At 68.8% G+C, this 20,825-nt stretch carries 21 protein-coding genes; 13 read left to right on the forward strand and 8 right to left on the reverse strand.

Going from position 1 to position 20,825, the window contains the following annotated elements:
• Positions 1 to 78: 78 nt before the first annotated feature.
• The 11 genes from BLV92_RS28620 (at position 79) to BLV92_RS28670 (ending at position 10,715) form a co-directional block, all read left to right on the forward strand.
• Positions 79 to 768: a FadR/GntR family transcriptional regulator gene (locus BLV92_RS28620; protein WP_090552197.1), complete on the forward strand. Its 690-nt coding sequence runs from the start codon at positions 79 to 81 to the stop codon at positions 766 to 768.
• Between the two features lie 226 nt (positions 769 to 994).
• Complete coding sequence (locus tag BLV92_RS28625) at positions 995 to 1,927, forward strand: dihydrodipicolinate synthase family protein (RefSeq protein ID WP_090552199.1); 933 nt, start codon at positions 995 to 997, stop codon at positions 1,925 to 1,927.
• A gap of 30 nt (positions 1,928 to 1,957) precedes the next feature.
• Complete coding sequence (locus BLV92_RS28630; RefSeq protein ID WP_090552201.1) at positions 1,958 to 3,538, forward strand: aldehyde dehydrogenase (NADP(+)); 1,581 nt, start codon at positions 1,958 to 1,960, stop codon at positions 3,536 to 3,538.
• Positions 3,539 to 3,851: 313 nt separating this feature from the next.
• On the forward strand, positions 3,852 to 5,645 hold the full coding sequence (araD, locus tag BLV92_RS28635; RefSeq protein ID WP_177197909.1) for an L-arabinonate dehydratase: 1,794 nt from the start codon (positions 3,852 to 3,854) through the stop codon (positions 5,643 to 5,645).
• A 92-nt stretch (positions 5,646 to 5,737) separates the two neighbouring features.
• Positions 5,738 to 6,922, forward strand: a complete 1,185-nt coding sequence (locus BLV92_RS28640) for a porin (protein ID WP_090552205.1) — start codon at positions 5,738 to 5,740, stop codon at positions 6,920 to 6,922.
• A 206-nt stretch (positions 6,923 to 7,128) separates the two neighbouring features.
• Positions 7,129 to 7,461, forward strand: a complete 333-nt coding sequence (locus BLV92_RS28645) for an ArsR/SmtB family transcription factor (protein ID WP_090552207.1) — start codon at positions 7,129 to 7,131, stop codon at positions 7,459 to 7,461.
• Entirely contained in the window at positions 7,458 to 7,913 is a 456-nt protein-coding gene (locus tag BLV92_RS28650) for an ArsI/CadI family heavy metal resistance metalloenzyme (protein ID WP_090552209.1), read from the forward strand. Before BLV92_RS28645 ends, BLV92_RS28650 begins: the two co-directional genes overlap by 4 nt.
• Positions 7,910 to 8,437, forward strand: coding sequence for an arsenate reductase ArsC (locus tag BLV92_RS28655; RefSeq protein ID WP_090552211.1), 528 nt, complete (start codon positions 7,910 to 7,912; stop codon positions 8,435 to 8,437). Before BLV92_RS28650 ends, BLV92_RS28655 begins: the two co-directional genes overlap by 4 nt.
• Complete coding sequence (arsB, locus tag BLV92_RS28660) at positions 8,424 to 9,485, forward strand: ACR3 family arsenite efflux transporter (RefSeq protein ID WP_090552213.1); 1,062 nt, start codon at positions 8,424 to 8,426, stop codon at positions 9,483 to 9,485. The genes BLV92_RS28655 and arsB overlap by 14 nt, the downstream gene beginning before the upstream one ends.
• Positions 9,486 to 9,528: 43 nt before the next feature.
• Positions 9,529 to 9,921, forward strand: a complete 393-nt coding sequence (locus BLV92_RS28665) for an aldo/keto reductase (RefSeq protein ID WP_342029122.1) — start codon at positions 9,529 to 9,531, stop codon at positions 9,919 to 9,921.
• Positions 9,922 to 10,013: 92 nt separating this feature from the next.
• On the forward strand, positions 10,014 to 10,715 hold the full coding sequence (locus BLV92_RS28670; protein WP_090552215.1) for an SDR family NAD(P)-dependent oxidoreductase: 702 nt from the start codon (positions 10,014 to 10,016) through the stop codon (positions 10,713 to 10,715).
• Between the two features lie 37 nt (positions 10,716 to 10,752).
• On the opposite strand, the gene BLV92_RS28675 is transcribed toward BLV92_RS28670, so the two are convergent.
• The 7 genes from BLV92_RS28675 to BLV92_RS28705 all read right to left on the reverse strand — a co-directional run bounded on the left by BLV92_RS28675 (position 10,753) and on the right by BLV92_RS28705 (position 17,815).
• Complete coding sequence (locus tag BLV92_RS28675; RefSeq protein WP_090552217.1) at positions 10,753 to 11,661, reverse strand: haloalkane dehalogenase; 909 nt, start codon at positions 11,659 to 11,661, stop codon at positions 10,753 to 10,755.
• The gene (locus BLV92_RS28680; protein ID WP_090552220.1) at positions 11,658 to 12,248 is read right to left on the reverse strand and encodes a TetR/AcrR family transcriptional regulator; all 591 of its coding nucleotides are present in this window, start codon (positions 12,246 to 12,248) and stop codon (positions 11,658 to 11,660) included. Before BLV92_RS28680 ends, BLV92_RS28675 begins: the two co-directional genes overlap by 4 nt.
• A gap of 97 nt (positions 12,249 to 12,345) precedes the next feature.
• Positions 12,346 to 13,620 (reverse strand): ferritin-like domain-containing protein, encoded by a 1,275-nt coding sequence (locus BLV92_RS28685; protein WP_090552221.1) that lies wholly within the window; start codon positions 13,618 to 13,620, stop codon positions 12,346 to 12,348.
• A gap of 32 nt (positions 13,621 to 13,652) precedes the next feature.
• A complete protein-coding gene (locus BLV92_RS28690; RefSeq protein ID WP_090552224.1) occupies positions 13,653 to 14,768 on the reverse strand; it encodes an acyl-CoA dehydrogenase family protein in 1,116 nt (371 codons plus the stop codon).
• Positions 14,769 to 14,856: 88 nt separating this feature from the next.
• A complete protein-coding gene (locus BLV92_RS28695) occupies positions 14,857 to 15,717 on the reverse strand; it encodes a phosphate/phosphite/phosphonate ABC transporter substrate-binding protein (RefSeq protein ID WP_090552227.1) in 861 nt (286 codons plus the stop codon).
• Between the two features lie 57 nt (positions 15,718 to 15,774).
• Positions 15,775 to 16,947: an acyl-CoA dehydrogenase family protein gene (locus tag BLV92_RS28700; RefSeq protein WP_090552228.1), complete on the reverse strand. Its 1,173-nt coding sequence runs from the start codon at positions 16,945 to 16,947 to the stop codon at positions 15,775 to 15,777.
• A gap of 352 nt (positions 16,948 to 17,299) precedes the next feature.
• The gene (locus tag BLV92_RS28705; RefSeq protein ID WP_090552231.1) at positions 17,300 to 17,815 is read right to left on the reverse strand and encodes an arsenate reductase ArsC; all 516 of its coding nucleotides are present in this window, start codon (positions 17,813 to 17,815) and stop codon (positions 17,300 to 17,302) included.
• Between the two features lie 398 nt (positions 17,816 to 18,213).
• Here BLV92_RS28705 and BLV92_RS28710 point away from each other — a divergent pair, with 398 nt between their 5' ends.
• On the forward strand, positions 18,214 to 18,960 hold the full coding sequence (locus tag BLV92_RS28710) for an SDR family NAD(P)-dependent oxidoreductase (protein ID WP_090552233.1): 747 nt from the start codon (positions 18,214 to 18,216) through the stop codon (positions 18,958 to 18,960).
• A 26-nt stretch (positions 18,961 to 18,986) separates the two neighbouring features.
• On the opposite strand, the gene BLV92_RS28715 is transcribed toward BLV92_RS28710, so the two are convergent.
• The gene (locus BLV92_RS28715; RefSeq protein WP_090552237.1) at positions 18,987 to 19,763 is read right to left on the reverse strand and encodes an IclR family transcriptional regulator domain-containing protein; all 777 of its coding nucleotides are present in this window, start codon (positions 19,761 to 19,763) and stop codon (positions 18,987 to 18,989) included.
• Positions 19,764 to 19,908: 145 nt separating this feature from the next.
• Between BLV92_RS28715 and BLV92_RS28720 the strand changes: the two genes are divergently transcribed.
• Entirely contained in the window at positions 19,909 to 20,730 is an 822-nt protein-coding gene (locus BLV92_RS28720; RefSeq protein WP_090552239.1) for a shikimate dehydrogenase family protein, read from the forward strand.
• Positions 20,731 to 20,825: the final 95 nt, after the last annotated feature.

The following is a 20,825-nucleotide window of genomic DNA, read 5'->3' on the forward strand; positions in this document are numbered from 1 at the left end:
CCGGCACGCCGCGCCAGGTTGTTTTCGGGTTGTCACGATGACTTACAATCGACGTCGATTTGACAACCCGATTCCGACATGGCCGAGCCGAAGGCGCCCAAGATGCCGGCGCGCATCTATAGCGACATCCTGAACCGCATCCTCGAAGGCGAGTATCGGGAGGGCTCGCGGCTGCCGACCGAGCACGCGCTCGCGGAGCGGTTCGCGACGTCGCGGCCGACCGTGCGCGAGGCGCTCGCGCAACTGCGCGCGGACGGCATCATCGCGACGCGCCACGGCTCCGGCACCACGGTGATCCGCCGGCCGGACCCGGACGTGCGCCGCTTCGCGCCGCTGGAGACGCTGTCCGACATCCGGCGCTGCTACGAATTCCGGATCGTCATCGAATCCGGCGCGGCGGCGCTCGCCGCGCGCCATGCGGGCGACGCGGACGTCGCCGCGATCCAGCTCGAATGGGACAACCTCGAAGCGGTGATCGGTGCGGCCGGCATCGGCGTGCAGGACGATTTCGCGTTCCATCTGGCCGTCGCGCGCGCGTCGCGCAATCCGTTTTTCATCACGTCGCTGTCGTCGATCCACGAACAGATGGCGTTCAGCATGAACCTCTCGCGCAGCCTGTCGCTCGTGAAGTCGGTCGAGCGGCAGCGGCTCGTGCAGCAGGAACACCTCGCCGTGCTCCGCGCGATCCAGTTGCGCGACCCGGAGCGCGCCGCGCACGCGATGCGCGAGCACCTCGAACAGGCGACCGAGCGCATGTTCGGCCTCTGACGCGCACGGTTCGATCTTTCCTTTACAACCTGACGCAACGCGCGGCGGTCCGGGCCAGCCCGCGCCGGGCCGCCGCGCGCGCCGCGCATGGGGCCGAAGGGTAGGGTGATTAGTTGTCAAACGAAGCGCGCCCCCTATCCGTATTTTTGTTATGTTGTTTGACAACATCGCCGGCGGGGTGCTACTGTCTGGGCTATCGACCCACCCTCATTCCATTCGAGTTCTCATGAACGTGACCCCAATCGTCGAGAGCGAATTCGCCTCGACCGTGATGGCGGTGCCGCCGCTTGCGCGCCACGCCGACCTGACGCTGAACGTCGCCGAAAACCGCAAGCTGATCCAGCACATGGAAGCGGGCGGCGTGCGCACGCTGCTGTACGGCGGCAACGCGAACCTGTATCACGTCGCGCCGAGCGAGTATCGCGAACTGCTCGACATGCTCGCGGAGAACACCGCGCCGACCACGCGCGTGATTCCGGCGATCGGCCCGGACTTCGGCAAGATGCAGGACCAGGCGCGCGTGCTCGCGCAGACCTCGTACCGGACCGCCATGGTGTTGCCGCTCGCGGGCTTCACGACGTCGGCCGGCGTCGAGACGGGGCTGAAGCGGATCGTCGACCTCGCCGGCATTCCGCTCACGCTGTACATCAAGAGCGAGGAATACGTGGACGTCGACACGCTCGCGCGGCTCGTCGACGGCGGCACGCTGATCGCGGTGAAGTACGCGATCGTGCGCGGGAACCCGGCCGACGACGCGTATCTGCGCCGGCTGCTGCAGAGCGTGAGCCCGTCGAAGGTGATCTCCGGGATGGGCGAGCGCCCGGCGCTCGTGCACGTGCGCGACTTCGGGATGGCCGCGTGGACGACCGGCTCCGGCTGCATCGCGACGAACGCGGTGATGGCGCTGCTGAAGGCCGCGAAGGAAGGCCGCGCGGACGACGCCCAGCGTTTGTACGACAGATTCATGCCATTGGAAACCTTGCGCGATAACATCTCGCTGATCCGCGTGCTGCACGATGCCGTGACCTTCACGGGCATCGCCGACATGGGGCCGCACTTGCCGCTGTTGAGCGAGTCGCCGGCTGCAAGCCACGCGGAGATCGCGGACGCGGCGCGCGGGTTGCTCGCGTTCGATCGCTCGCTCGGGCAGGGTGCCTGAGCGGGCCTACGCAATTCTGATGGAGCAGGTATGCAGATTACCGGAGAGATGTTGCTGGGCGCGGCCGCCGTGCGCGGCACGCAAGGCAGCGTGCGCGCGTTCGCGCCCGCGCTGAACGAAGAACTGGAGCCGGCGTTCGGCGTCGGCGGCGTGGCGGAAGTGGAGCGCGCGTGCGTGCTCGCCGGGCAGGCGTTCGACGCGTTTCGCGCCGCGCCGCTCGACACGCGCGCGCGTCTGCTCGAAGCGATCGCCGACAACATCACGGCGCTCGGCGACGCGCTGATCGAGCGCGCGCACCTGGAGTCCGCGCTGCCGAAGGCGCGTCTCGAAGGCGAGCGCGGCCGCACGACCGGCCAGTTGAAGCTGTTCGCGTCGCTGGTGCGCGACGGCCGCTGGCTCGGCGCGGTGCTCGATCCGGCGCTGCCGGAGCGCAAGCCGCTGCCGCGCTCGGACCTGCGCGCGCAGCGTATTCCGCTCGGCCCGGTCGCCGTGTTCGGCGCGAGCAACTTCCCGCTCGCGTTCTCGGTTGCGGGCGGCGACACCGCGTCCGCGCTCGCGGCCGGCTGCCCGGTCGTCGTGAAGGCGCACCCGGCGCACCTCGGCACGTCCGAACTGGTCGGCCGCGCGATCCAGAAGGCGGTCGCGGACGTCGGCCTGCCCGAAGGCGTGTTCTCGCTGGTGATCGGCGAAGGCAACGCGGTCGGCGAGGCGCTCGTCGCGCATCCGGCGATCAAGGCGGTCGGCTTCACCGGCTCGCGGCGCGGCGGCCTCGCGCTGTCCGCGATCTCCGCGCGCCGCCGGGAGCCGATTCCGGTCTACGCGGAAATGAGCAGCATCAACCCGACGCTGGTGCTGCCGGCGGCGCTCGCCGCGCGCGGCGACGCGCTCGCGACCGCCTTCGTCGATTCGCTGACGCTCGGCGTGGGCCAGTTCTGCACGAACCCGGGCCTCGTGCTCGCGATCGACGGGCCGGACCTGAAGCGTTTCGCCGAAACGGCCGCCGCCGCGCTCGCGCAGAAGCAGTCGCAGACCATGCTGACGGCCGGCATCGCCGCCGCGTATGACGACGGCGTGAACACGCGCGCGCAGACCGCGGGCGTCGAGCAGATCGCGCAGGGCGCGGCAAGCGCCGCGCCTGGCGGCGCGCGTCCGGTGCTGTTTCGCGCGGCCGCCGAACTGCTGATCGGCACGCCGTCGCTCGAAGACGAAATCTTCGGGCCGACGTCGCTGATCGTCGCGTGCCGCGACGAAGCCGAACTCGCGCGCGTGCTCGAACATCTGGAAGGGCAACTGACCGCGACGCTGCTGATCGACCCGGCCGACTATCCGCTGGCCGGCCGGCTGCTGCCGATCCTCGAACGCAAGGCTGGGCGGATTCTCGCGAACGGCTTCCCGACCGGCGTCGAGGTCTGTCACGCGATGGTCCACGGCGGCCCGTTCCCGGCGACGTCCGACTCGCGCACGACCTCGGTCGGCACGATGGCGATCGAGCGGTTCCTGCGGCCGGTCTGCTATCAGGACCTGCCGGCGGAACTGCTGCCGGCCGCGGTGCAGGACGGCAACCCGCTCGGGTTGTGGCGTCTGCGCGACGGCGAGCTGGTGCGCGGTTAATCCCGCCGTTTCGGCCGCGCCCGCGCCGCTGCGCGGCGGGCGCGGCCGGCCCCGTCGGGGCGTTGTACAACATCAATCGAACAACACGCAAAGTCGCTTGACAACTTTAACCATAGTTAGGCATTCTTGCTCTGACGGTTAAACACAAAGACGATAACCCGAACAGAATCATCCGCGACGAACCCGCTTTTTGCAGCGCGGTTCGTCGGCAAGCGGAACGGAGACGCGGTGTGACACGGATCGTTGTCAGGCAAATCACTCCCATTTCATTGGCCATGCGCACCGGCGGCGTTTCGCGCGGGCGGCGCGCCGCATGCGCGGCCTCAACCGGATCACCGGATTTCGCAGGAGCAAGACAGGCGTGAGCAAGAAAAAGACCCCCGAAGAGCTGCGCAGCCACCGCTGGTACGGCGTCAACGATCTGCGTTCGTTCGGCCACCGTTCGCGGACCTCGCAGATGGGCTACAGCCGCGAGGAGTACGCGGGCAAGCCGGTGATCGCGATCCTGAACACGTGGAGCGACATCAACCCGTGCCACACGCACTTCAAGCAGCGCGTCGAGGAAGTGAAGCGCGGCATCTGGCAGGCGGGCGGCTTCCCGGTCGAACTGCCGGTGCAGACGCTGTCCGAGCCGTTCCAGAAGCCGACCACGATGCTGTATCGCAACTTCCTCGCGATGGAAGTGGAAGAGACGCTGCGCTCGTATCCGGCCGACGGCGTCGTGCTGATGGGCGGCTGCGACAAGACCACGCCGGCGATGCTGATGGGCGCGATCTCGATGGACCTGCCGGCGATCTTCCTGCCGGCCGGCCCGATGCTGCGCGGCAACTGGAACGGCGCGACGCTCGGCTCCGGCTCCGACACGTGGAAATACTGGGCGGACCTGCGCGCGGGCAAGATCACCGAGGACGACTGGAAGGGCGTCGAAGGCGGCATCGCGCGCTCGCCGGGCCACTGCATGACGATGGGCACCGCGTCGACGATGACGAGCGCGGCCGAGGCGCTCGGCTTCACGCTGCCGGGTTTCGCGTCGATCCCGGCGCCGGACTCGCGCCACGCGCAGATGTCGGCGCGCACCGGCATGCGCATCGTCGAGATGGTGTGGCAGGACCTGAAGCCGTCGGACATTGTCACCGCCGGGGCGGTCGACAACGCGGTGACGACCTGCCTCGCGCTGTCCGGCTCGACCAACGCGATCGTGCACATGATCGCGCTTGCGCGCCGCGCCGGCATCGAGCTGACGCTCGACCGCTACGACGCGATCTCGCGGCGCATTCCGGTGCTCGCGAACATCCGCCCGACCGGCCAGTACCTGATGGAAGATTTCTACTATGCGGGCGGCCTGCAGGCGATGCTGAAGGAACTCGGCGACCTGATCGACGGCACGCAGTTGACGGTGAACGGCAAGACGCTCGGCGAGAACATCGCCGACGCGCGGATCTTCAACGACGACGTGATCCGCCGCCGCGACAACCCGCTGATTCCGGACACTGGCCTCGCGGTGCTGCGCGGCAATCTCGCGCCGGACGGCGCGGTCATCAAGCCGGGCGCCGCCGAGGCGCAACTGCACGTGCACACCGGCCCGGCCGTCGTGTTCAAGGACTACAACGACATGGCCGCGCGGATCGACAGCGACGACCTGGCCGTCGACGCGAACAGCGTGATCGTGCTGCAGCATGCCGGCCCGATCGGCGCGCCCGGGATGCCCGAGTGGGGTCAACTGCCGATTCCGCAGAAGCTGCTGATGCAGGGCGTGCGCGACATGGTCCGCATCTCGGACGCGCGGATGAGCGGCACCAGCTACGGCGCATGCGTGCTGCACGTCGCGCCGGAATCGTTCATCGGCGGTCCGCTCGCGCTCGTGCAGGACGGCGATCTGATCGAACTGAACGTGCCGGAACGCAAGCTGAACGTGCTGATCTCCGACGAAGAACTGGCGCGCCGCAAGGCCGCGTGGGTCGCGCCCGAGCCGCGTTTTACGCGCGGCTACGGCGCGATGCACCAGGTCCACGTGATGCAGGCGGACAAGGGCTGCGATTTCGACTTCATGCAGCGCGACGGCGCGGGTGCCGGCGCGAGCACGGGGGGCGAGCCGGAGATCCACTGACCACGGGGATGCTCGTGCATCGACCAGAGCGCGACTGACAGGCTCGAAGAAGCAGAAGTTGAGGTTCCATATCAATAATTAAGGAGTAGAAAATGAATACGAGGAAGACCTGTGTCACATTATGGGCCGCGTTGCCCTTCGGTCTCGCGGCGATGGGCGCGCATGCGCAGAGCAGCGTGACGCTGTACGGGATCGTCGACACCGGCGTCGAATATCTGAGCAACAGCAAGGGGCATTCGTTCGTCGGTCTGAACGAGGGCATCTGGGGCGGCGAGCGGTTCGGCTTCAGGGGACGCGAGGATCTCGGCGGCGGCACCGCGGCGATCTTCCAGGTCGAGAACGGCTTCAACGTCGACAACGGCGCGATGCAGAAGAGCGGCGTGCTGTTCAACCGCGCCGCGTGGGTCGGCCTGACGAACGACCACTATGGCACGATGACGGCCGGCCGCCAGTACACGCCGTACTACACGCTGCTCGCGCCGTGGAGCCCGACCAACTGGCTGACCGGCGCGCTCGGCGCCCACGCCGGCGACCTCGACAACCTCGACACCGACTATCGCGTGAGCAACTCGGTGTCGTACAAGTCGCCGACGTATCGCGGCTTCACGGTCGGCGCGCTGTATGCGTTCGGCGGCCAGCCGGGCAGCCTGAGCCTCGGCCAGTCGTGGAGCGTCGCCGCGCAGTATCAGGCGGGTCCGGCGGGCATCGGCGTCGGCTTCGAACGCTTCAACAACGCGACGCCGGGCGGCGGCGCATGGAGTTCGAGTTCGACCGCGTATTCGGGCACCGGCGAGCAGGGCAACACCGGGATCACGGCCGGTTATCAGACCGCCGCCGCGCAGAACCGCTTCGCGGTGACGGGCGGATACCAGTTCAGCAGCCAGTTCGACGTGTCGGCGTCGTACTCGAACGTGCAGTACATCGCGGGACCGATGTCGCTGTTCGCGTCGACTGCGATCTTCAATACGGCGGGTATCGTGCTGCACTACCACCCGGCATCGGCGTGGGATCTGGCCGCGGGTTACGCGTACACCCGCGCGACGCGCGCGAACGGCATCTCGACGCCGGCGAGCTACAACCAGATCAACCTGACGCAGTTGTACAGCCTGTCGAAGCGCACGCGGATCTACGTGCTCGAAGCATTCCAGCGCGCGAACGGCCAGACGCTGGACGCGAACGGCAAGGTGATCGACGCGGTCGCGAACATCGCCGAGGCGAACGCATCGGGCGGCCGCAGCCAGGTTGCGGTGACGATCGGTATCAACCACGCGTTCTAAACGCGTGCACGTCGTAGTGACGTAACGCTGTACGGAAGGACGGAACGGGGCGCCGTTGTTCCGGGTTTGAAGGCCGCGCGCATCGAGGACAGGGGATGCGCGCGGCCTTTGCGTTTGGGCGGGCGGGTTTGTTTGCGTCGGCTGATCCGCCGGCTATATTTCCACAATCATTGAAATATGGAATGGTTGCGTGTACGCTTGCACGCATGGACTCGAACCTCGTCGTACGCGCACTCGGCGCGCTTGCTCATGAATCCCGGCTCGCGATCTTTCGCGCGCTCGTCGTCGCAGGACAGGACGGTTTGCCGGCCGGTGAAATCGCGCAGCAACTGGGCCTCGCGCCGTCGAGCCTGTCGTTTCATCTGAAAGACCTGTCCCATGCGGGGCTGCTGACGTCGCGGCAGGACGGCCGTTTCGTCATCTACACGGCGAACTTCGATGCGATGACGGACCTGATCGGCTTTCTCACCGAGAACTGCTGCGCCGGCGCGTCCTGCGCGGCGATCGATCTCCCCACCGCCTGCGGAGGCAAGCGATGAAGCGTATGCACATACACGTGTCGGTCGAGAACCTCGACGACAGCATCCGGTTTTACCGCGCGATGTTCGGCAACGCGGAGCCGGCCGTGCTGAAGCCCGACTACTGCAAATGGGAGCTGACCGACCCCGCGGTCAACTTCGCGATCTCGCAGCGCGGCGCGCGGCCGGGCGTCGATCACATCGGCATCCAGGTCGAAAGCGACGCCGAACTGGCGGAGATGAACGCGCGTTTCGCCGCCGCGCAGTTGCCGGTCGCGGAGCAGACCGGCACGACCTGCTGCTACGCGAAGTCGGACAAGGCATGGACCATCGATCCGCAGGGCGTCGCGTGGGAGACGTTCAGGACGCTCGAAGCCGCGCCGGTCTTCGGCACGTCGCACGAAGCGGCGGTGGCGTCGGTCGCGTGCTGCTCGCCGGTCGAATCGGTCGTCACGCTGCGGAGCCGCGCATGAGCGACAGCAACAGGGTGTATTCGGTGCTGATCCTTTGCACCGGCAACAGCGCGCGCAGCATCATGGCGGAGGCGCTGTTCAACCTTCTCGGCAAAGGGCGGTTCCGCGCGTACAGCGCGGGCAGCCATCCGGCCGGTCGCGTGAATCCGTTCGCGGCGGAGCGTTGCGCCGCATTCGGCTACGACACGTCCGCGCTACGCAGCAAGAGCTGGGACGAATTCGCGACGCCCGATGCGCCGCGAATGGACTTCGTGATTACCGTGTGCGATCAGGCGGCGGGCGAAACCTGCCCGTTCTGGCCGGGCGCGCCGCTGACCGCGCACTGGGGTTTCGAGGACCCGGCCGCGTTCGACGGTTCCGACGACGACAGGCGCAAGGTGTTCGACAAGGTGTTTCGCCAGATCATGAGCCGCGTGCAGCAGTTCGTGAACCTGCCGCTGCACGTGCTCGACCACAACGCGATCCAGCGCGAGATGCGCGCGATCGGCGAACGCGCGCCGGAGGCGGCGGATGGGCGGCATTGACACGGCGACGCCGGCCGCCGGCCCGGCCATCGGCTTCTTCGAGCGTTATCTGACGGTCTGGGTCGCGCTGTGCATCGTCGCCGGCATCGTGCTCGGGCAGGCGCTGCCGGCGCTGTTCCAGCGCATCGGCCGGATCGAGGTCGCGCACGTGAACCTGCCGGTCGGCGTGCTGATCTGGGTAATGATCGTGCCGATGCTGGTGAAGATCGACTTCGCGGCCATGGCGCAGGTCGGCCGTCAGTGGCGCGGGATCGGCGTCACGCTGTTCGTGAACTGGCTCGTGAAGCCGTTCTCGATGGCGCTGCTCGGCTGGGTGTTCATCCGCCATGTGTTTGCGCCGTGGCTGCCGGCCGCGCAGCTCGACAGCTACATCGCGGGGCTGATCCTGCTGGCCGCCGCGCCGTGTACCGCGATGGTGTTCGTGTGGTCGCAGTTATGCCGCGGCGATCCGCATTTCACGCTGTCGCAGGTCGCGCTGAACGATGCGGTGATGGTCGTCGCGTTCGCGCCGCTGGTCGCGCTGCTGCTCGGCTTGTCGTCGATCGCGGTGCCGTGGGACACGCTGCTGATTTCCGTCGCGCTGTACATCCTGATTCCGGTCGCGCTCGCGCAATGGCTGCGTCGCCGCCTGCTCGCGCGCGGCGTCGCGCATTTGCAGCGGACCGTCTCGCGGTTCGGCCCGTGGTCGATCGGCGCGCTGCTGGCGACGCTCGTGCTGCTGTTCGCGTTCCAGGGGCAGGCCATCGTCGGCGAGCCGCTCGTGATCGCGATGCTCGCGGTGCCGATTCTGATCCAGGTGCTGTTCAACTCGGGACTCGCGTATCTGCTGAACCGCCGGCTCGGCGTCGCGCATTGCGTCGCGGGTCCGTCGAGCCTGATCGGCGCGAGCAATTTTTTCGAGCTGGCGGTGGCGACGGCGATCGGCCTGTTCGGCTTTCACTCGGGGGCGGCGCTCGCGACGGTCGTCGGCGTGCTGATCGAGGTGCCGGTGATGCTGCTGGTGGTCGGCGTCGTCAACCGGTCGCGGCGCTGGTACGAGCGCGCGTGATGCCGGCCGCGCTCGGCTTCGGCGGCGGCGTCGGCCTCGTCGCGTGGTCGCAGCCCGGCAGGTACCGGCAGGGCGGAACAGGTCGTCGCGGAGGGTTCGACAGGCGGAAAACTCCGCGCAGCGCACCGCGATTCTCGCTACGCTGATCGCGGTGGCGAACGAGGTCGGCGCGACGCCCGGCGAAGTCGCGATCGCGTGGGTCGCGGCGAAGGGTTCACTGCCGATCATCGGGCCGCGCAAGGTCGCGCCGCTCGAAAGCAATCTTGCTTCGATCAAGGTCGCGTTGTCGGTCGAACAGATCGCACGCCTCGACGAAGTGGGCGCGGTCGCGCCGATCTTCCCGCACGCGATGCTCGACGTTCCGGAGACCTGGCAAGGGTACGCGGGCGGCCGGGCCGAGCAGTTCGTCTGCCCGTCGAGCCGGTGGCCTGATTGACCGCCTGCGTCCGTTCGGGCAGATTCGACCGTCGTGAGTCCGCCTGTACGGATGCTTATACGAAGTCCAGAACGCCTAACCCGGAGAATCATATGACTGCATTACCTTACCGTTGCGCACTGATCGTCGGAGCAGGGACGGGCATCAGCGCGTCGGTCGCGCGGCAACTCGCGCAGTCGGGCGTCAAGGTCGGCGTCGCCGCGCGCAACGTGGACAAGCTCGCGCCGCTCGTCGAAGCGACCGGCGCGTTGGCCTTCGCCGCCGATGCGTCGAAGCCGCGCGACGTCGACGCGCTGTTCGCCCAGGTCGATGCGCAGCTCGGAGAGCCGGACATTGTGATCTACAACGCGAGCCTGCGCGCGTCCGGCCCGCTGGCCGCCGTCGATCCCGCCGCCGTCGAGCAGTCGCTCGCCGTCACCGCGTTCGGCGCGTTCCTCGTCGTGCAGCAGGCCGCGAAGCGCATGGAGCCGCGCGGCCATGGCGCGATATTGCTGACGGGCGCGACCGCAGGCGTAAAAGGTTTTGCGCAGTCGGCCGCGTTCGCGATGGGCAAGTTCGCGCTGCGCGGACTCGCTCAAAGCGCCGCGCGCGAACTGGGTCCGAAGGGGATTCACGTCGCGCACTTCAACATCGACGGCGCGGTTCGCTCGGCGCGCCGCCCGGACCCGGCCGATGCCGCCGACAGCACGCTGGACCCCGACGCCATCGCGCAGACCTACGTCAGCGTGCTTGCGCAGCCGCGCAGCGCGTGGTCGCACGAGGTCGATCTGCGGCCGTGGACGGAGCGGTTCTAACGCGGGTCGCGGCTCCGGCCACCCGCGTCGCGCGGGTTTATAGCGTCAGCGTCTGCTTCGGGCTTGAGCGGATGCCGAGCCGGACCAGCCATTCGTTGACGGCGCCGCCGATCGCTTCCGGATGATCTTCCTGAAGGTAATGAATGCCGGCGCCCAGCTCGACCACCTGGCAATCCTTGAGTTTTTCCACGAAACGCCGGGCGACGGCCGGCGACACCAGCGCCCCCGGCGTCGCCGTGAACAGCAGCTTCGGATAAGACGACTGCGCGAGCGCGTGATGCGCGTGTTCCATGGCGGCGTAGACATCCGCGGGCTCGCCGGCGATCGGCAGATCGTTCGGGAAACGCCATGTCGGCCGGCGCGATGCCGGGGTCGGAAACGGCGCCCGGTACACGGCCATTTCCTCGTCCGTCAGCTTGCGGATCGTCGATGCGGGAAGCACCTGCTCGACGAACGCATTGCGCTCCAGAATCAGTTGTTCCCCGATGCCGGGCGTCCTGAACTGCTGGAAAGTTTCGCGCGCGTCCGCGTGGAAGTCGTTCCAGTCGGGCATCGGCCACGTGAACTCCATGAACGCAAGGCCGCGGACGAACCCGGGCCGGCGCGCCGCCAGATGGAACGCCAGTGCGGTTCCCCAGTCCTGCGCGACGACGAACGCCGACGAAATGCCGGCATTGGCGAGAAACGCGTCGAGATAACGCGCGTGGTCGAAGAACCGGTATTCGAGGTCCGGTTTTCCCGACTGGCCGAACCCGATCAGGTCCGGCGCGAGGCAATGCGCGACCGGCGCGACGAGCGGAATCACGTTGCGCCAGATGTACGACGACGTCGGATTTCCATGCAGAAACAGCACGACCGGCGCGTCGGGATCGCCTGCTTCGCGATAGGCCATCGCGGACCCGAGGACCTCCAGGCGGGGCAACACCACGTCGAAAGGGACAGTCATTGCTGCTCCTTGAACAAGGTCTGGAAAACGATGTGCTTGAAGCGGTCGAGCGCGGCGGGGCCGCGTTCGACCTTCATGCGCAGGATCGCGCCTTCCCACGACGCGAGCAGGAATTCGGCGAGTTCCACCGGATCGAACGCCGAATCGATTTCGCCGGCGGCCTGGGCGTCCGCGATGCACGACGCGAACAGCGCGCGCCACTCCTGAAAGATCGCCTCCAGCCGTTCGCGCAGCAGCGCGCTGTGCGGCGCGATTTCCAGGCTGAAGTCGCCGATCATGCAGCCGCGGCTCCATTCGTCGTCCGCCAGCACGCCGCTGATGATGTCCAGATAACGCTTCAGCCGCGCCCGCGGCGTCAGCGACGCGTCGTCCAGCGCCTGTCTGACGTACTCCTTCGTGTGCGCGAAATAGCGGTCCAGCACTTCGGCGGCGAATGCCTCCTTCGAGCGGAAGTGGTTCGTGAACGAGCCGTGCGGCGCGCCGGCGGCGGCGCAGATGTCGCGCACGCTCGCCGCTTCGTAACCGGACCGCAGCATTACGCGGACGCCGGCGGCGAGGATGTCCTCGCGAAACGATGCCTTACCCATGGAGCCTCCAATACAGTCGTGCGTATTGATAGAAAATACAGTCGTGCGTATTGTGATGTCAAGCACTGGAATGGATTCGATGCGCCCCGCGCGCCGGCTACATGAAATTGCGCGTATGCAGCGCCGCCAGCTGCCCGGCTTCGTCGCGGCCGAAGCCGAGCCGGATCAGCTTCGCATAACGTCCGGCGGCCATGTCGCGCATCAGTTGCTGCACGCGCGCCGCGCCGCGCGCGATCGCGGCGGGGTTCGGGTCGCCGGCCGCAACGAGGATCAGCGCGTCGAAGACTTCCTCGTTGAGGCCGGCCGTGCCGGCCAGCGCGTCGTGACGCTGCTCCACCGCGCGCGCGAGGCGATGGCGGAAGTCCGGCTCGCGCTCCAGCCGGTACAGCAGATGCGACATGCCGAGCGCGACGTGGCGGGCCTCGTCGCGCGCCGCCAGCCGCGCGATCTGGCGGGTCAGCGGGTCGGGGGCCTCGGTCTGCAGGAATTGCAGCAAGTTCACGAACGTGCCTTCGCCGAGCACCGACAGCAGGAAACCCGCCACCGAAAAATCGGGCTCGTCCAGCAGGCTCTTCAGCGACGCCTGGCCGCCGGCCGTCGATAGCGCGGGCTCGCGGCCGTGGCGGCGGATGCGGCGCGTGAACACGTCGATGTGGCGCGCCTCGTCGGCCACCTGGATCGCGAGCGCCGCCTGCAATTCGCGGTAGTGCGGATGCAACTGGCCGAGAAAGCGCGCCGGCACGATAAGAGCCGCGTTCTCGTTCTCGACCATGTAGGTCATGATCTGGACGATCGCATCCTCGATCGCGCCGGGCAGCGCCGGCGCGTCGTCCCAGTCGATGTCGCGGTCCGCGCTCCATTGCGCGGCCACCGCCTGCGCGTAGAGGTCGGCGGCGCTGTCGGTCCAGAGCTGCGCCTTGTCCGCGAGGCGGAAGTCGAACGCGGGCGAGCCGGCCTCGACGGCGGCGCCGCGCGCCGCCAGCCCCCACGCAGGCAGCGCCTGCGCGGCGACCGCATGCTCGTCGCGCGGGTCGCTGTGGCCGGTGTGAGCCGCGCCGCGCCAGCGCCCGGCTTGCGCGGAACCCTTGCGGACCAGGACGGTGTCGTTCGCGTGGTTCGTCGATGCCGTGCCGGTGCCGGTCGCTGGTTCGCGATCGGGCGCAGGCAGCACCGCATGCCCCTGCGCGCGGCACCACGATGCCAGTTGCGCCTGCCATCCCGGCGCCTGTCCGCGCACCGCGATGCATTGCCCGACTTCCACCTGGCCGAGCGCCAGCTTCACCAGCAGGTGCGCGCCGGCATCGAAGCCGAGGTGCTCCAGGTCCGCGCGGACGCGTGCGTTCGGTGTGTCGTTGTTGGCGTGCTGTTCCATGCGTGCGCTCCGTGTTGCCGCGATCCGCTTCGTCACGCGAGCGGCAGGCCGCACAGGGTGCGGCCGATGAAGTCGAACAGTACGTCCGACGTCGGCGCCATGACGGCGGCCGCGCGCGCGTCGCGGAACAGCCGCTCGATGCCCGCTTCCTTGCGGAACGCCGAGCCGCCGCAGACCCGCATCGCCGTCTCGGTGACGTCGAGCGCCGCTTCCGCCGCGCTCGCCTTCACTTCGAGCACGCGCAGCAGCGCGTCGTCGCGGCCGGCGGCCAGCGCCGCGAGCGTGTCGTCGCGCAGCGCGCGCGCCTCGTCGGCGCGGATGCGCGCCCGCGCAAGGTACGCGCGCAGCGTCGGCAAATCCGCGAGCGTGCCGCCGCTGTCCGAGAAGCGGTTCGCGGTCACATGCGCGATCGCGCGCCGCAGCGCGCCGTCCATCAGCCCGATCGACGCCGACGCGATGAGCGTGCAGAACACCGGCAGTTCGTCGCCGTTCATGATCGCGCCGCCTGCGCCGTCGCCGCCGAGGCGCGCGTCGGCGCGGAGGCGCACGCTGTGCGCGAGCACCGGCGCGGATGCGTTGCCGCGCAGCCCGAGCCCGTCGAACGGCTGCGGGCTTTGCAGGCCGGGCAGCCGGCTGTCGACGAGCCAGAGCGTGGCGGCCTCGTCGCCGGCGAGCGGCCGCGACGACCACACGTACGAGTCGGCGTGCTGCGCGGACGTCACCATGCTTTTGCTCGCATCCAGCACGACGTCGTCGCCGTCGCGCCGCGCGGTGCCGGACGGCGCCCAGAAGTGGCTGCGCGAGCCGGTTTCGGACCACGCGAGCGTGGTCAGGTGGCGGCCGGCGGCGATCTCGCGGCGCACCCGTTCGGGGCCGTACTTCTCGATCAGCACCGCGCCCGCGTAGTGCATCGTCACGACCATGGCCGTCGACGGGCAATCCTGTGCGATGCGCTCGACGACGCGCGCCGCTTCCGCGAGGCCGTGGCCCAGGCCGCCGACTTCGGCGGCGCTGACGAGGCCCAGCAGGCCGGCGGCGCCGAGTCTGTCGAGCGCCGCGCGCGGGAACCGCGCGGCGCGGTCGGTTTCGGTGGCGGCGGGCGCGATGACGTCCAGCACGATCGGTTCGAGCGCGGCGAGATACGACATGGCAGTCTCCCGGTGAGGCAGGCGAAAGTCGGAGTGGACGCGCCGGCGGCTTCTTCGCACGGGCGGCGGGAAGCGGCCGGCGCGGGTTTCAGTAGCGATAACCTGCGGCGGTGATGTTGCCGTCGGCGTCGTAGAAATGCTCGTCGGTCACCGCGCGTTCGAGCAGCGCGTAACCGCTTTCGCGTCCCGGCTGCCATACCTTCAGCCCTTCGAGTTCGAGCAGCGGCCGCACCTGCGGATCGTCCCACGACATCCCGAGCAGCATGTCGCGGAACGCATCGGCGGTCTGCGGATCGAGCGTCGGCCCGCTCGTCATGTTGCAGTGGTCGAACGCGCCGGTCGTCGCGATCACGCGCGTGCCGCCGGCCGGCAGCGTGCCTTCCTGCGCGAACGCCTGGTAGTTCTTGCCCACCATCCACGACGCGGCGACCTCGCCCGCGAGCATCGCGCGCGCCGCGTCGCGTTCGCCGCCGATGTGGTCGCCGTGCTTGCCGCCGAGCACGTCGAAGCGGCGCGCGGTGTAGTCGTCGCCGCCGACGAGGCCGTGCTGGCGCAGATGGTCGAGCGGGATCAGCGTGGCCTGCGGCGAGTCGATCGCGCCGAAGCCCACTGTCTTGCCGCGCAGGTCGTCGAGTTCGCGGACGTCGCTGCCGGCCGGCGCGACGAGCAGCGAGTGCAGGTCGAGATCGGTGTCGCGCATCGCGATCGAGCGCACGCGCTGGCCGCGTGCGCGCGCGGCGCGGTCCGCGCGCACGAACGCGAGCGGCGAATTCCACGCGAGCTGCACGTCGTTCGCGAGCAGCGCCTCGGTGAGCGTTTCGTAGTTCGAATACAGCACATAGTCGAAGTACAGCCCGCGCTCGCTGAAGTACGCCTTGAAGCCCTCCCAGATGGTGACGACTTTGGGCGCGTAAGCGACGGCGCCGAGGCGCAGCGGGGAAGCGGTCATGGTGGATCTCCTTGCTGGTGCTGGGGAATGCGGAATGGACGGCAATGCGATGGGGGATCAGGCGGCGGCGGGTTCGATGCCAGGCACACCCGGCACACCCGGCGCGATCGCCGCGCCTTCGCCGAGCGCCTTGCCGAGCATGTCGTACAGCACGTCGGTGGTCGGCGCCATCACGCTCGCGGCGCGCGCGTCGCGGAACAGCCGCTCGATGCCGGCTTCCTTGCGGAACGCCGCGCCGCCGCACACGCGCATCGCGATTTCGGTGACCGACAGCGCGGCTTCCGCCGCCGCGGCCTTGACCTGCAACAGCCGCACGCGCGTATCGGCGTCGCCGGCGACGACCGACGCGACGGTCGCGTCGCGCAGCAGCCGGGCCTGCTCGGCCTGGAGCCACGCGCGGGCGAGCCATGCGCGGATCGTCGGCAGGTCGCCGAGCGTCGAGCCGGTGTCCGAAAAACGCGTCGCGCTCACGTGGGCCACCGCGCGTTGCAGCGCGCCCTGCATCAGCCCGATCGACGTCGTCGCGATCAGCGTCGGAAAGAACGGCATCAGGTAACGCGCCTTGATCGGCTCGCCTTCGCCGTCGGCGCCGAGCATGCAGTCGCGCGGCACGCGCACGTCGGTCGCCTCGATCGGCGACGACGCGTTGCCGCGCAACCCCATGCCGTCGAAGCGCGACGGAATCGCGAGGCCGGGCAGGCGGCTGTCGACGAGCCACAGCGTGTTGCCTTCGCCGTGCGTCGCGCGCGAGATCCACACGTACGAGTCGGCCTCGCCCGCCGACGTAATCATGCTTTTGAGCGCGTTCAGGCGCACCGTGCCGGCGTCGTCAGGTCCGTCGCCCTCGCTCGCCGTGCCGGCGGGCGCCCAGATGTGGCTGCGCGAGGCCGCTTCCGACACGGCCAGCGTCGTCACGTGGCGGCCGTCCGCGATCGCGCGGCGCACCGCGTCGCCGGCGAACGGCTCGATCAGGGCGACGCCGCAGTAATGCATGGTCAGCACCATCGCGGTACACGGACAGTCGCGCGCGATCCGCTCGACCGCCTGCACGGCCTCGGGCAGCCCGCCGCCCAGGCCGCCGACCGCGCGTGCGCTCACGAGGCCGAGCAGCCCGGCCTGGCCGAGCGCGCGCAGCGCGGCGCGCGGATAACGCGCGTGCTGATCGGTGTCGGCCGCCGCGGGCGCGATCACGTCGCGCACGATGGGTTCGAGCGTCTGAAGGACATTCATGGATGGCGAGGGCTCCGCGATGGGCTGCGTCGTGCGCGACCCTGCCGCGTGGCGCGGCGGCGGGATCGGGGCAGCAGGGGAGCAAACGGCGCGTGGGCTGCGGGAGCTTGGGCGGGCTCGCTGAGGCGAGGCCATCCGCGCCGGCAACCTGTCGCATGCAGACCTGCAATCACGACAGACTGGGATGAACGAATGCGGCCGATTATACCTGCGGGTCCGCGTCGGCCGGCGCGACGAGGGCAGGTTTTATCGGCGGCGGGGACGGCGGTTTCCGCCGGATTTCGCGCGCCCGGCGAGTCGGGTTCTTCGCCCGATTCCGGCCAGGCGGGCCGTTTGCCGGAATGCCCGACGATCAGTTTTCCTCGACCGACGAAGCGGACGGCTCATCGACCGCATTGACCGCGACCAGCTGATCGGCGCGCCGCATCGAATCGAGCGGCAGCGCGATAAAGACGCTCACGCGGCGCAGGATCTGGCGGAACACCTGTTCGAAAATCGGCTTGCGCTCCGATTCGGCGCCTTCGCCGGCGAGCGGGTCGGGGAAGCTCCACTGGCAGAACACCGGCGTGCCGGGGAACGCGGGCGCGTGCTGTTCGGCGACTTCGGGGCACATCGCGATCACGATGTCCATCCGCGGCGCGTCGGGGGCCGCATAGAGGTCCCAGCTTTTCGGCCTGAGCTTGCCGAGGTCGCCGATGGTCGGGCGCAGTTGCGCGAGCGCCAGCGGGTGGACGTCTTCCGCCGGCTCGACGCCGGCGCTGAACGCGTCGAACTTGCCGGGCGCCAGTTGCCGGAGCAGCGCCTCGGCCATGATGCTGCGGGCGGAGTTCGCCCGGCAAAGGAACAGCACGTTGCATTTCCTGCTCATCGAACCACCCCGTATGTTTGCGACGAGCCTTTGCGACGACCCGTTCGTTTGCCTTCGATTCTCGCTACCGACTTTTGCAGGTCCGTGACAACGGGAGAGAGGCCGTCGGCGTATTTCCCGCGCTCGCGGTGCCGGGTTGCGCCGTCCGGTTCGGCTGAATCCGCCCGGCGCGGCAACGGTCGGAGAGATTGATTCGCGATGCAAACGGTCGCGAGGCGAGCGTGTTTTCTCGCATGACGCGGCGCGACGACACAGCTGGTCCCCGGCGGATCGCGTGCGCGTTACCTGAAAGTCCGGCGAAAGCGCAACCGCGGCCTGCGGGCGAAACCGCGACGAAGCAGGCAAACTGGCGCGTATCCGGCAGCACCCTGCTCACCCACGACAAGAGGAGTTCCACCATGCCTGACCATTCGCCCAGCCTGAACGATCGCGTCGCCCTCGTGACCGGCGGCTCGCGCGGCATCGGCCGCGCCATCGCGCTTGCGCTGGCGGCGGCCGGCGCGGCGGTCGCCGTCAATTACCGGCAGCGCGAGCGCGAAGCCGCCGACGTCGTCGCGGCGATCGAACAGGCGGGCGGCCGCGCGTTCGCGGTGCGCGCCGACGTGTCGGTCGCGGCCGACGTGAAGACGATGATCGACGAAGTGACGGGCCGCTTCGGTTCCGTCGACGTGCTCGTGAACAACGCCGGCACCGGCAACGTCTTCGATATCGACACGCTCACCGAGGACGAATTCGACCGGACGCTGGCCGTCAACCTGAAATCGGCGTTCCTGTGCACCCAGGCCGTGCTGCCCGCGATGCGCGCGAAACGCTGGGGGCGCGTCGTCAATCTGTCGTCGGCCGCCGCGCGTGGGCCCGGTCTCATCGGCGTTCACTACAACGCGTCGAAGGCCGGTCTCGAAGGACTCACGCGCGGTTACGCGGCGCGTGTCGCGCGCGAAGGCGTCACCGTCAACGCCGTTGCGCCGGGACCGATCGACACCGAGATGGCGGGGCCGCTGAAGGCCGCGAACATCGCGAACAAGCTGCCGGTCGGCCGGCTCGGCGAAGCGGACGAGGTCGCGGAAGTCGTGCTGATGGTGGTCGGCAACGCGTTCATCACCGGCCAGACGATTCCGGTCAATGGCGGCGTGAGTTTCATCTAGGCGGATCGCGGGTGTATGCCGACGCGCTAGATCTCGATGATCGGCCGAAGCAGCGCCTGGCCTTCGTACAGGCAGCGCAGATAACGTTCGCGCAGGTCCGCCTGCGTCATCGACGAAACCTGGGTCGTGATCGTCAGGCTCGCGCGCATCTGGCCTTGCCGGTTCACGACCGGCACGCCGAGGATGCGCATGCCCACCTCGTACTCCTGGTCCAGTTCCACGTAACCCTGCTTGCGGATCGCGGCGATTGCCGCGTCGATGTCAGCGATCGCGGTTTTCGTGAACGGCGTCAGCGGCTGCCGGTCGATCCGCCGCAGGTACGCGTCGATCTCGGCGTCGGGCAGCGACGCGAGCCAGAGGCGGCCGCTGCCCGTGCAATACATCGGCAGCCGCGAACCTTGCCGTATCGACAGCGACGACACGTTCGTCACGCGGCTGCGCACGATATGCACGACTTCGTCGCCGTCGCGCACCGCGACCGATACGTGCTCGCGGGTCTCGCCCGCGACCTTCTCGACGATCGGCCGCAGCATGCGCGGCAGCCGCGCCGAATCCACATACGCCTGCCCGATGCGCAGCGTTTTTGCGGTCAGCCAGTAATGGCGGCCATCGGTTTCCGCATAACCGTCGTGCACCAGCGTCAGCAGGAAACGCCGCGCGGCGCTGCGCGTGAGACCCGCCAGCCGCGCCGCGTCGGGGACGCTCAGACGCGGGCAGTCGTCGGTGAACAACTGGATCAACGCCAGGCCTTTCTGCAAGCCGACAATCAGGTCGCGCTCGTGAATCGCGGGGGAGGATTTCATCGCGGGGGCGTCGAATGCGGGAAAGGAGTGCGATTATCGCATCGATGCGCCGTTCATCGTGGCCTTTACCCGATTCGAGTATTGCCCGCGCACGGCCGCGATTGCACCATCGGATGATGTTCAAAACGATATCGGGTGCACTTCGATGATCCGCGGCACGACGGAACTGGTTGCCATCGTCGGTTCTCCCATTGCGCAGGTGAAATCGCCGCGCAACTTCAACGCATGGTTCGAGCGTCACGGCAAGGACCTCGCGATGATCCCGATCGACCTCGACGGCCAGTCGCTGGACGGCTTCGTCGATGCGTTGCGCGCGTGGCGCAATCTGCGCGGTTGCGTCGTGACCGTGCCGTACAAGCAGGCGATCGCGACGCGTGTGGATACGTTGAGTCCGCGCTCGCAGGCGCTCGGCTGCGTGAACGTGATCCGCCGGGAAGCGGACGGCACGCTGACCGGCGACATCGTCGACGGCGACGGCTTCATGAACGCCGCGCGCCGGCACGGGTTCGTGCCGAAGGGCGCGCGCGTGCTGCTGATCGGCGCGGGCGGCGTCGGCAGCGCGATCGCGTGGTCGCTGTGCGAGCACGGCGCGGCGTCGATCGTGCTGACGGACCTCGATGCGTCGCGCGTGGAGCGGTTGCGCGCGCTGCTCGCGACGCATCATGCGGCGACCGACACCGGTACGCGTGCCGGTGCACGACTCGGTTCGCTTGCGCCGTTCGATCTCGTGGTGAACGCGTCGCCGGCCGGGATGGCCGGGTACGACGAACTGCCGGTGTCGCCCGATGGCCTTGCGACGCTGCGGGCGGACACGCTCGTCGCGGACGTCGTGACGTCGCCCGAGGCGACCCGCTTCCTTGAACTTGCGCGGCAGGCCGGCTGCCGGGTCCAGACCGGCGCGGAGATGGCGCTCGCGCAACTCGGCAATCTCGGCGCGTTCATGCACGTCACGCCGCTGGACATCTGACGGCCGGCGCGGCCTCGTGTCGCGTCCGTACCGCGAGCGAGACCCGCAAGACCGGCAATCCACGCAATACCAAAACCAGACAGGAGACACCACTC

Source organism: Paraburkholderia caballeronis (assembly GCF_900104845.1).
Lineage (GTDB): Bacteria > Pseudomonadota > Gammaproteobacteria > Burkholderiales > Burkholderiaceae > Paraburkholderia > Paraburkholderia caballeronis.

What these genes read in the sequence shown, in the direction of transcription:
- BLV92_RS28695 (WP_090552227.1), bottom strand. Translation starts at nt 15,717, where the DNA reads ATGACCGCTTCCCCGCTGCGCCTCGGCGCCGTCGCTTACGCGCCCAAA.
- BLV92_RS28700 (WP_090552228.1), bottom strand. Translation starts at nt 16,947, where the DNA reads ATGAATGTCCTTCAGACGCTCGAACCCATCGTGCGCGACGTGATCGCG.
- BLV92_RS28710 (WP_090552233.1), top strand. Translation starts at nt 18,214, where the DNA reads ATGCCTGACCATTCGCCCAGCCTGAACGATCGCGTCGCCCTCGTGACC.
- BLV92_RS28675 (WP_090552217.1), bottom strand. Translation starts at nt 11,661, where the DNA reads ATGACTGTCCCTTTCGACGTGGTGTTGCCCCGCCTGGAGGTCCTCGGG.
- BLV92_RS28650 (WP_090552209.1), top strand. Translation starts at nt 7,458, where the DNA reads ATGAAGCGTATGCACATACACGTGTCGGTCGAGAACCTCGACGACAGC.
- BLV92_RS28645 (WP_090552207.1), top strand. Translation starts at nt 7,129, where the DNA reads ATGGACTCGAACCTCGTCGTACGCGCACTCGGCGCGCTTGCTCATGAA.
- BLV92_RS28630 (WP_090552201.1), top strand. Translation starts at nt 1,958, where the DNA reads ATGCAGATTACCGGAGAGATGTTGCTGGGCGCGGCCGCCGTGCGCGGC.
- BLV92_RS28655 (WP_090552211.1), top strand. Translation starts at nt 7,910, where the DNA reads ATGAGCGACAGCAACAGGGTGTATTCGGTGCTGATCCTTTGCACCGGC.
- BLV92_RS28680 (WP_090552220.1), bottom strand. Translation starts at nt 12,248, where the DNA reads ATGGGTAAGGCATCGTTTCGCGAGGACATCCTCGCCGCCGGCGTCCGC.
- BLV92_RS28620 (WP_090552197.1), top strand. Translation starts at nt 79, where the DNA reads ATGGCCGAGCCGAAGGCGCCCAAGATGCCGGCGCGCATCTATAGCGAC.
- BLV92_RS28705 (WP_090552231.1), bottom strand. Translation starts at nt 17,815, where the DNA reads ATGAGCAGGAAATGCAACGTGCTGTTCCTTTGCCGGGCGAACTCCGCC.
- BLV92_RS28720 (WP_090552239.1), top strand. Translation starts at nt 19,909, where the DNA reads ATGATCCGCGGCACGACGGAACTGGTTGCCATCGTCGGTTCTCCCATT.
- arsB (WP_090552213.1), top strand. Translation starts at nt 8,424, where the DNA reads ATGGGCGGCATTGACACGGCGACGCCGGCCGCCGGCCCGGCCATCGGC.
- BLV92_RS28640 (WP_090552205.1), top strand. Translation starts at nt 5,738, where the DNA reads ATGAATACGAGGAAGACCTGTGTCACATTATGGGCCGCGTTGCCCTTC.
- BLV92_RS28625 (WP_090552199.1), top strand. Translation starts at nt 995, where the DNA reads ATGAACGTGACCCCAATCGTCGAGAGCGAATTCGCCTCGACCGTGATG.
- araD (WP_177197909.1), top strand. Translation starts at nt 3,852, where the DNA reads ATGCGCGGCCTCAACCGGATCACCGGATTTCGCAGGAGCAAGACAGGC.
- BLV92_RS28670 (WP_090552215.1), top strand. Translation starts at nt 10,014, where the DNA reads ATGACTGCATTACCTTACCGTTGCGCACTGATCGTCGGAGCAGGGACG.
- BLV92_RS28715 (WP_090552237.1), bottom strand. Translation starts at nt 19,763, where the DNA reads ATGAAATCCTCCCCCGCGATTCACGAGCGCGACCTGATTGTCGGCTTG.
- BLV92_RS28685 (WP_090552221.1), bottom strand. Translation starts at nt 13,620, where the DNA reads ATGGAACAGCACGCCAACAACGACACACCGAACGCACGCGTCCGCGCG.
- BLV92_RS28690 (WP_090552224.1), bottom strand. Translation starts at nt 14,768, where the DNA reads ATGTCGTATCTCGCCGCGCTCGAACCGATCGTGCTGGACGTCATCGCG.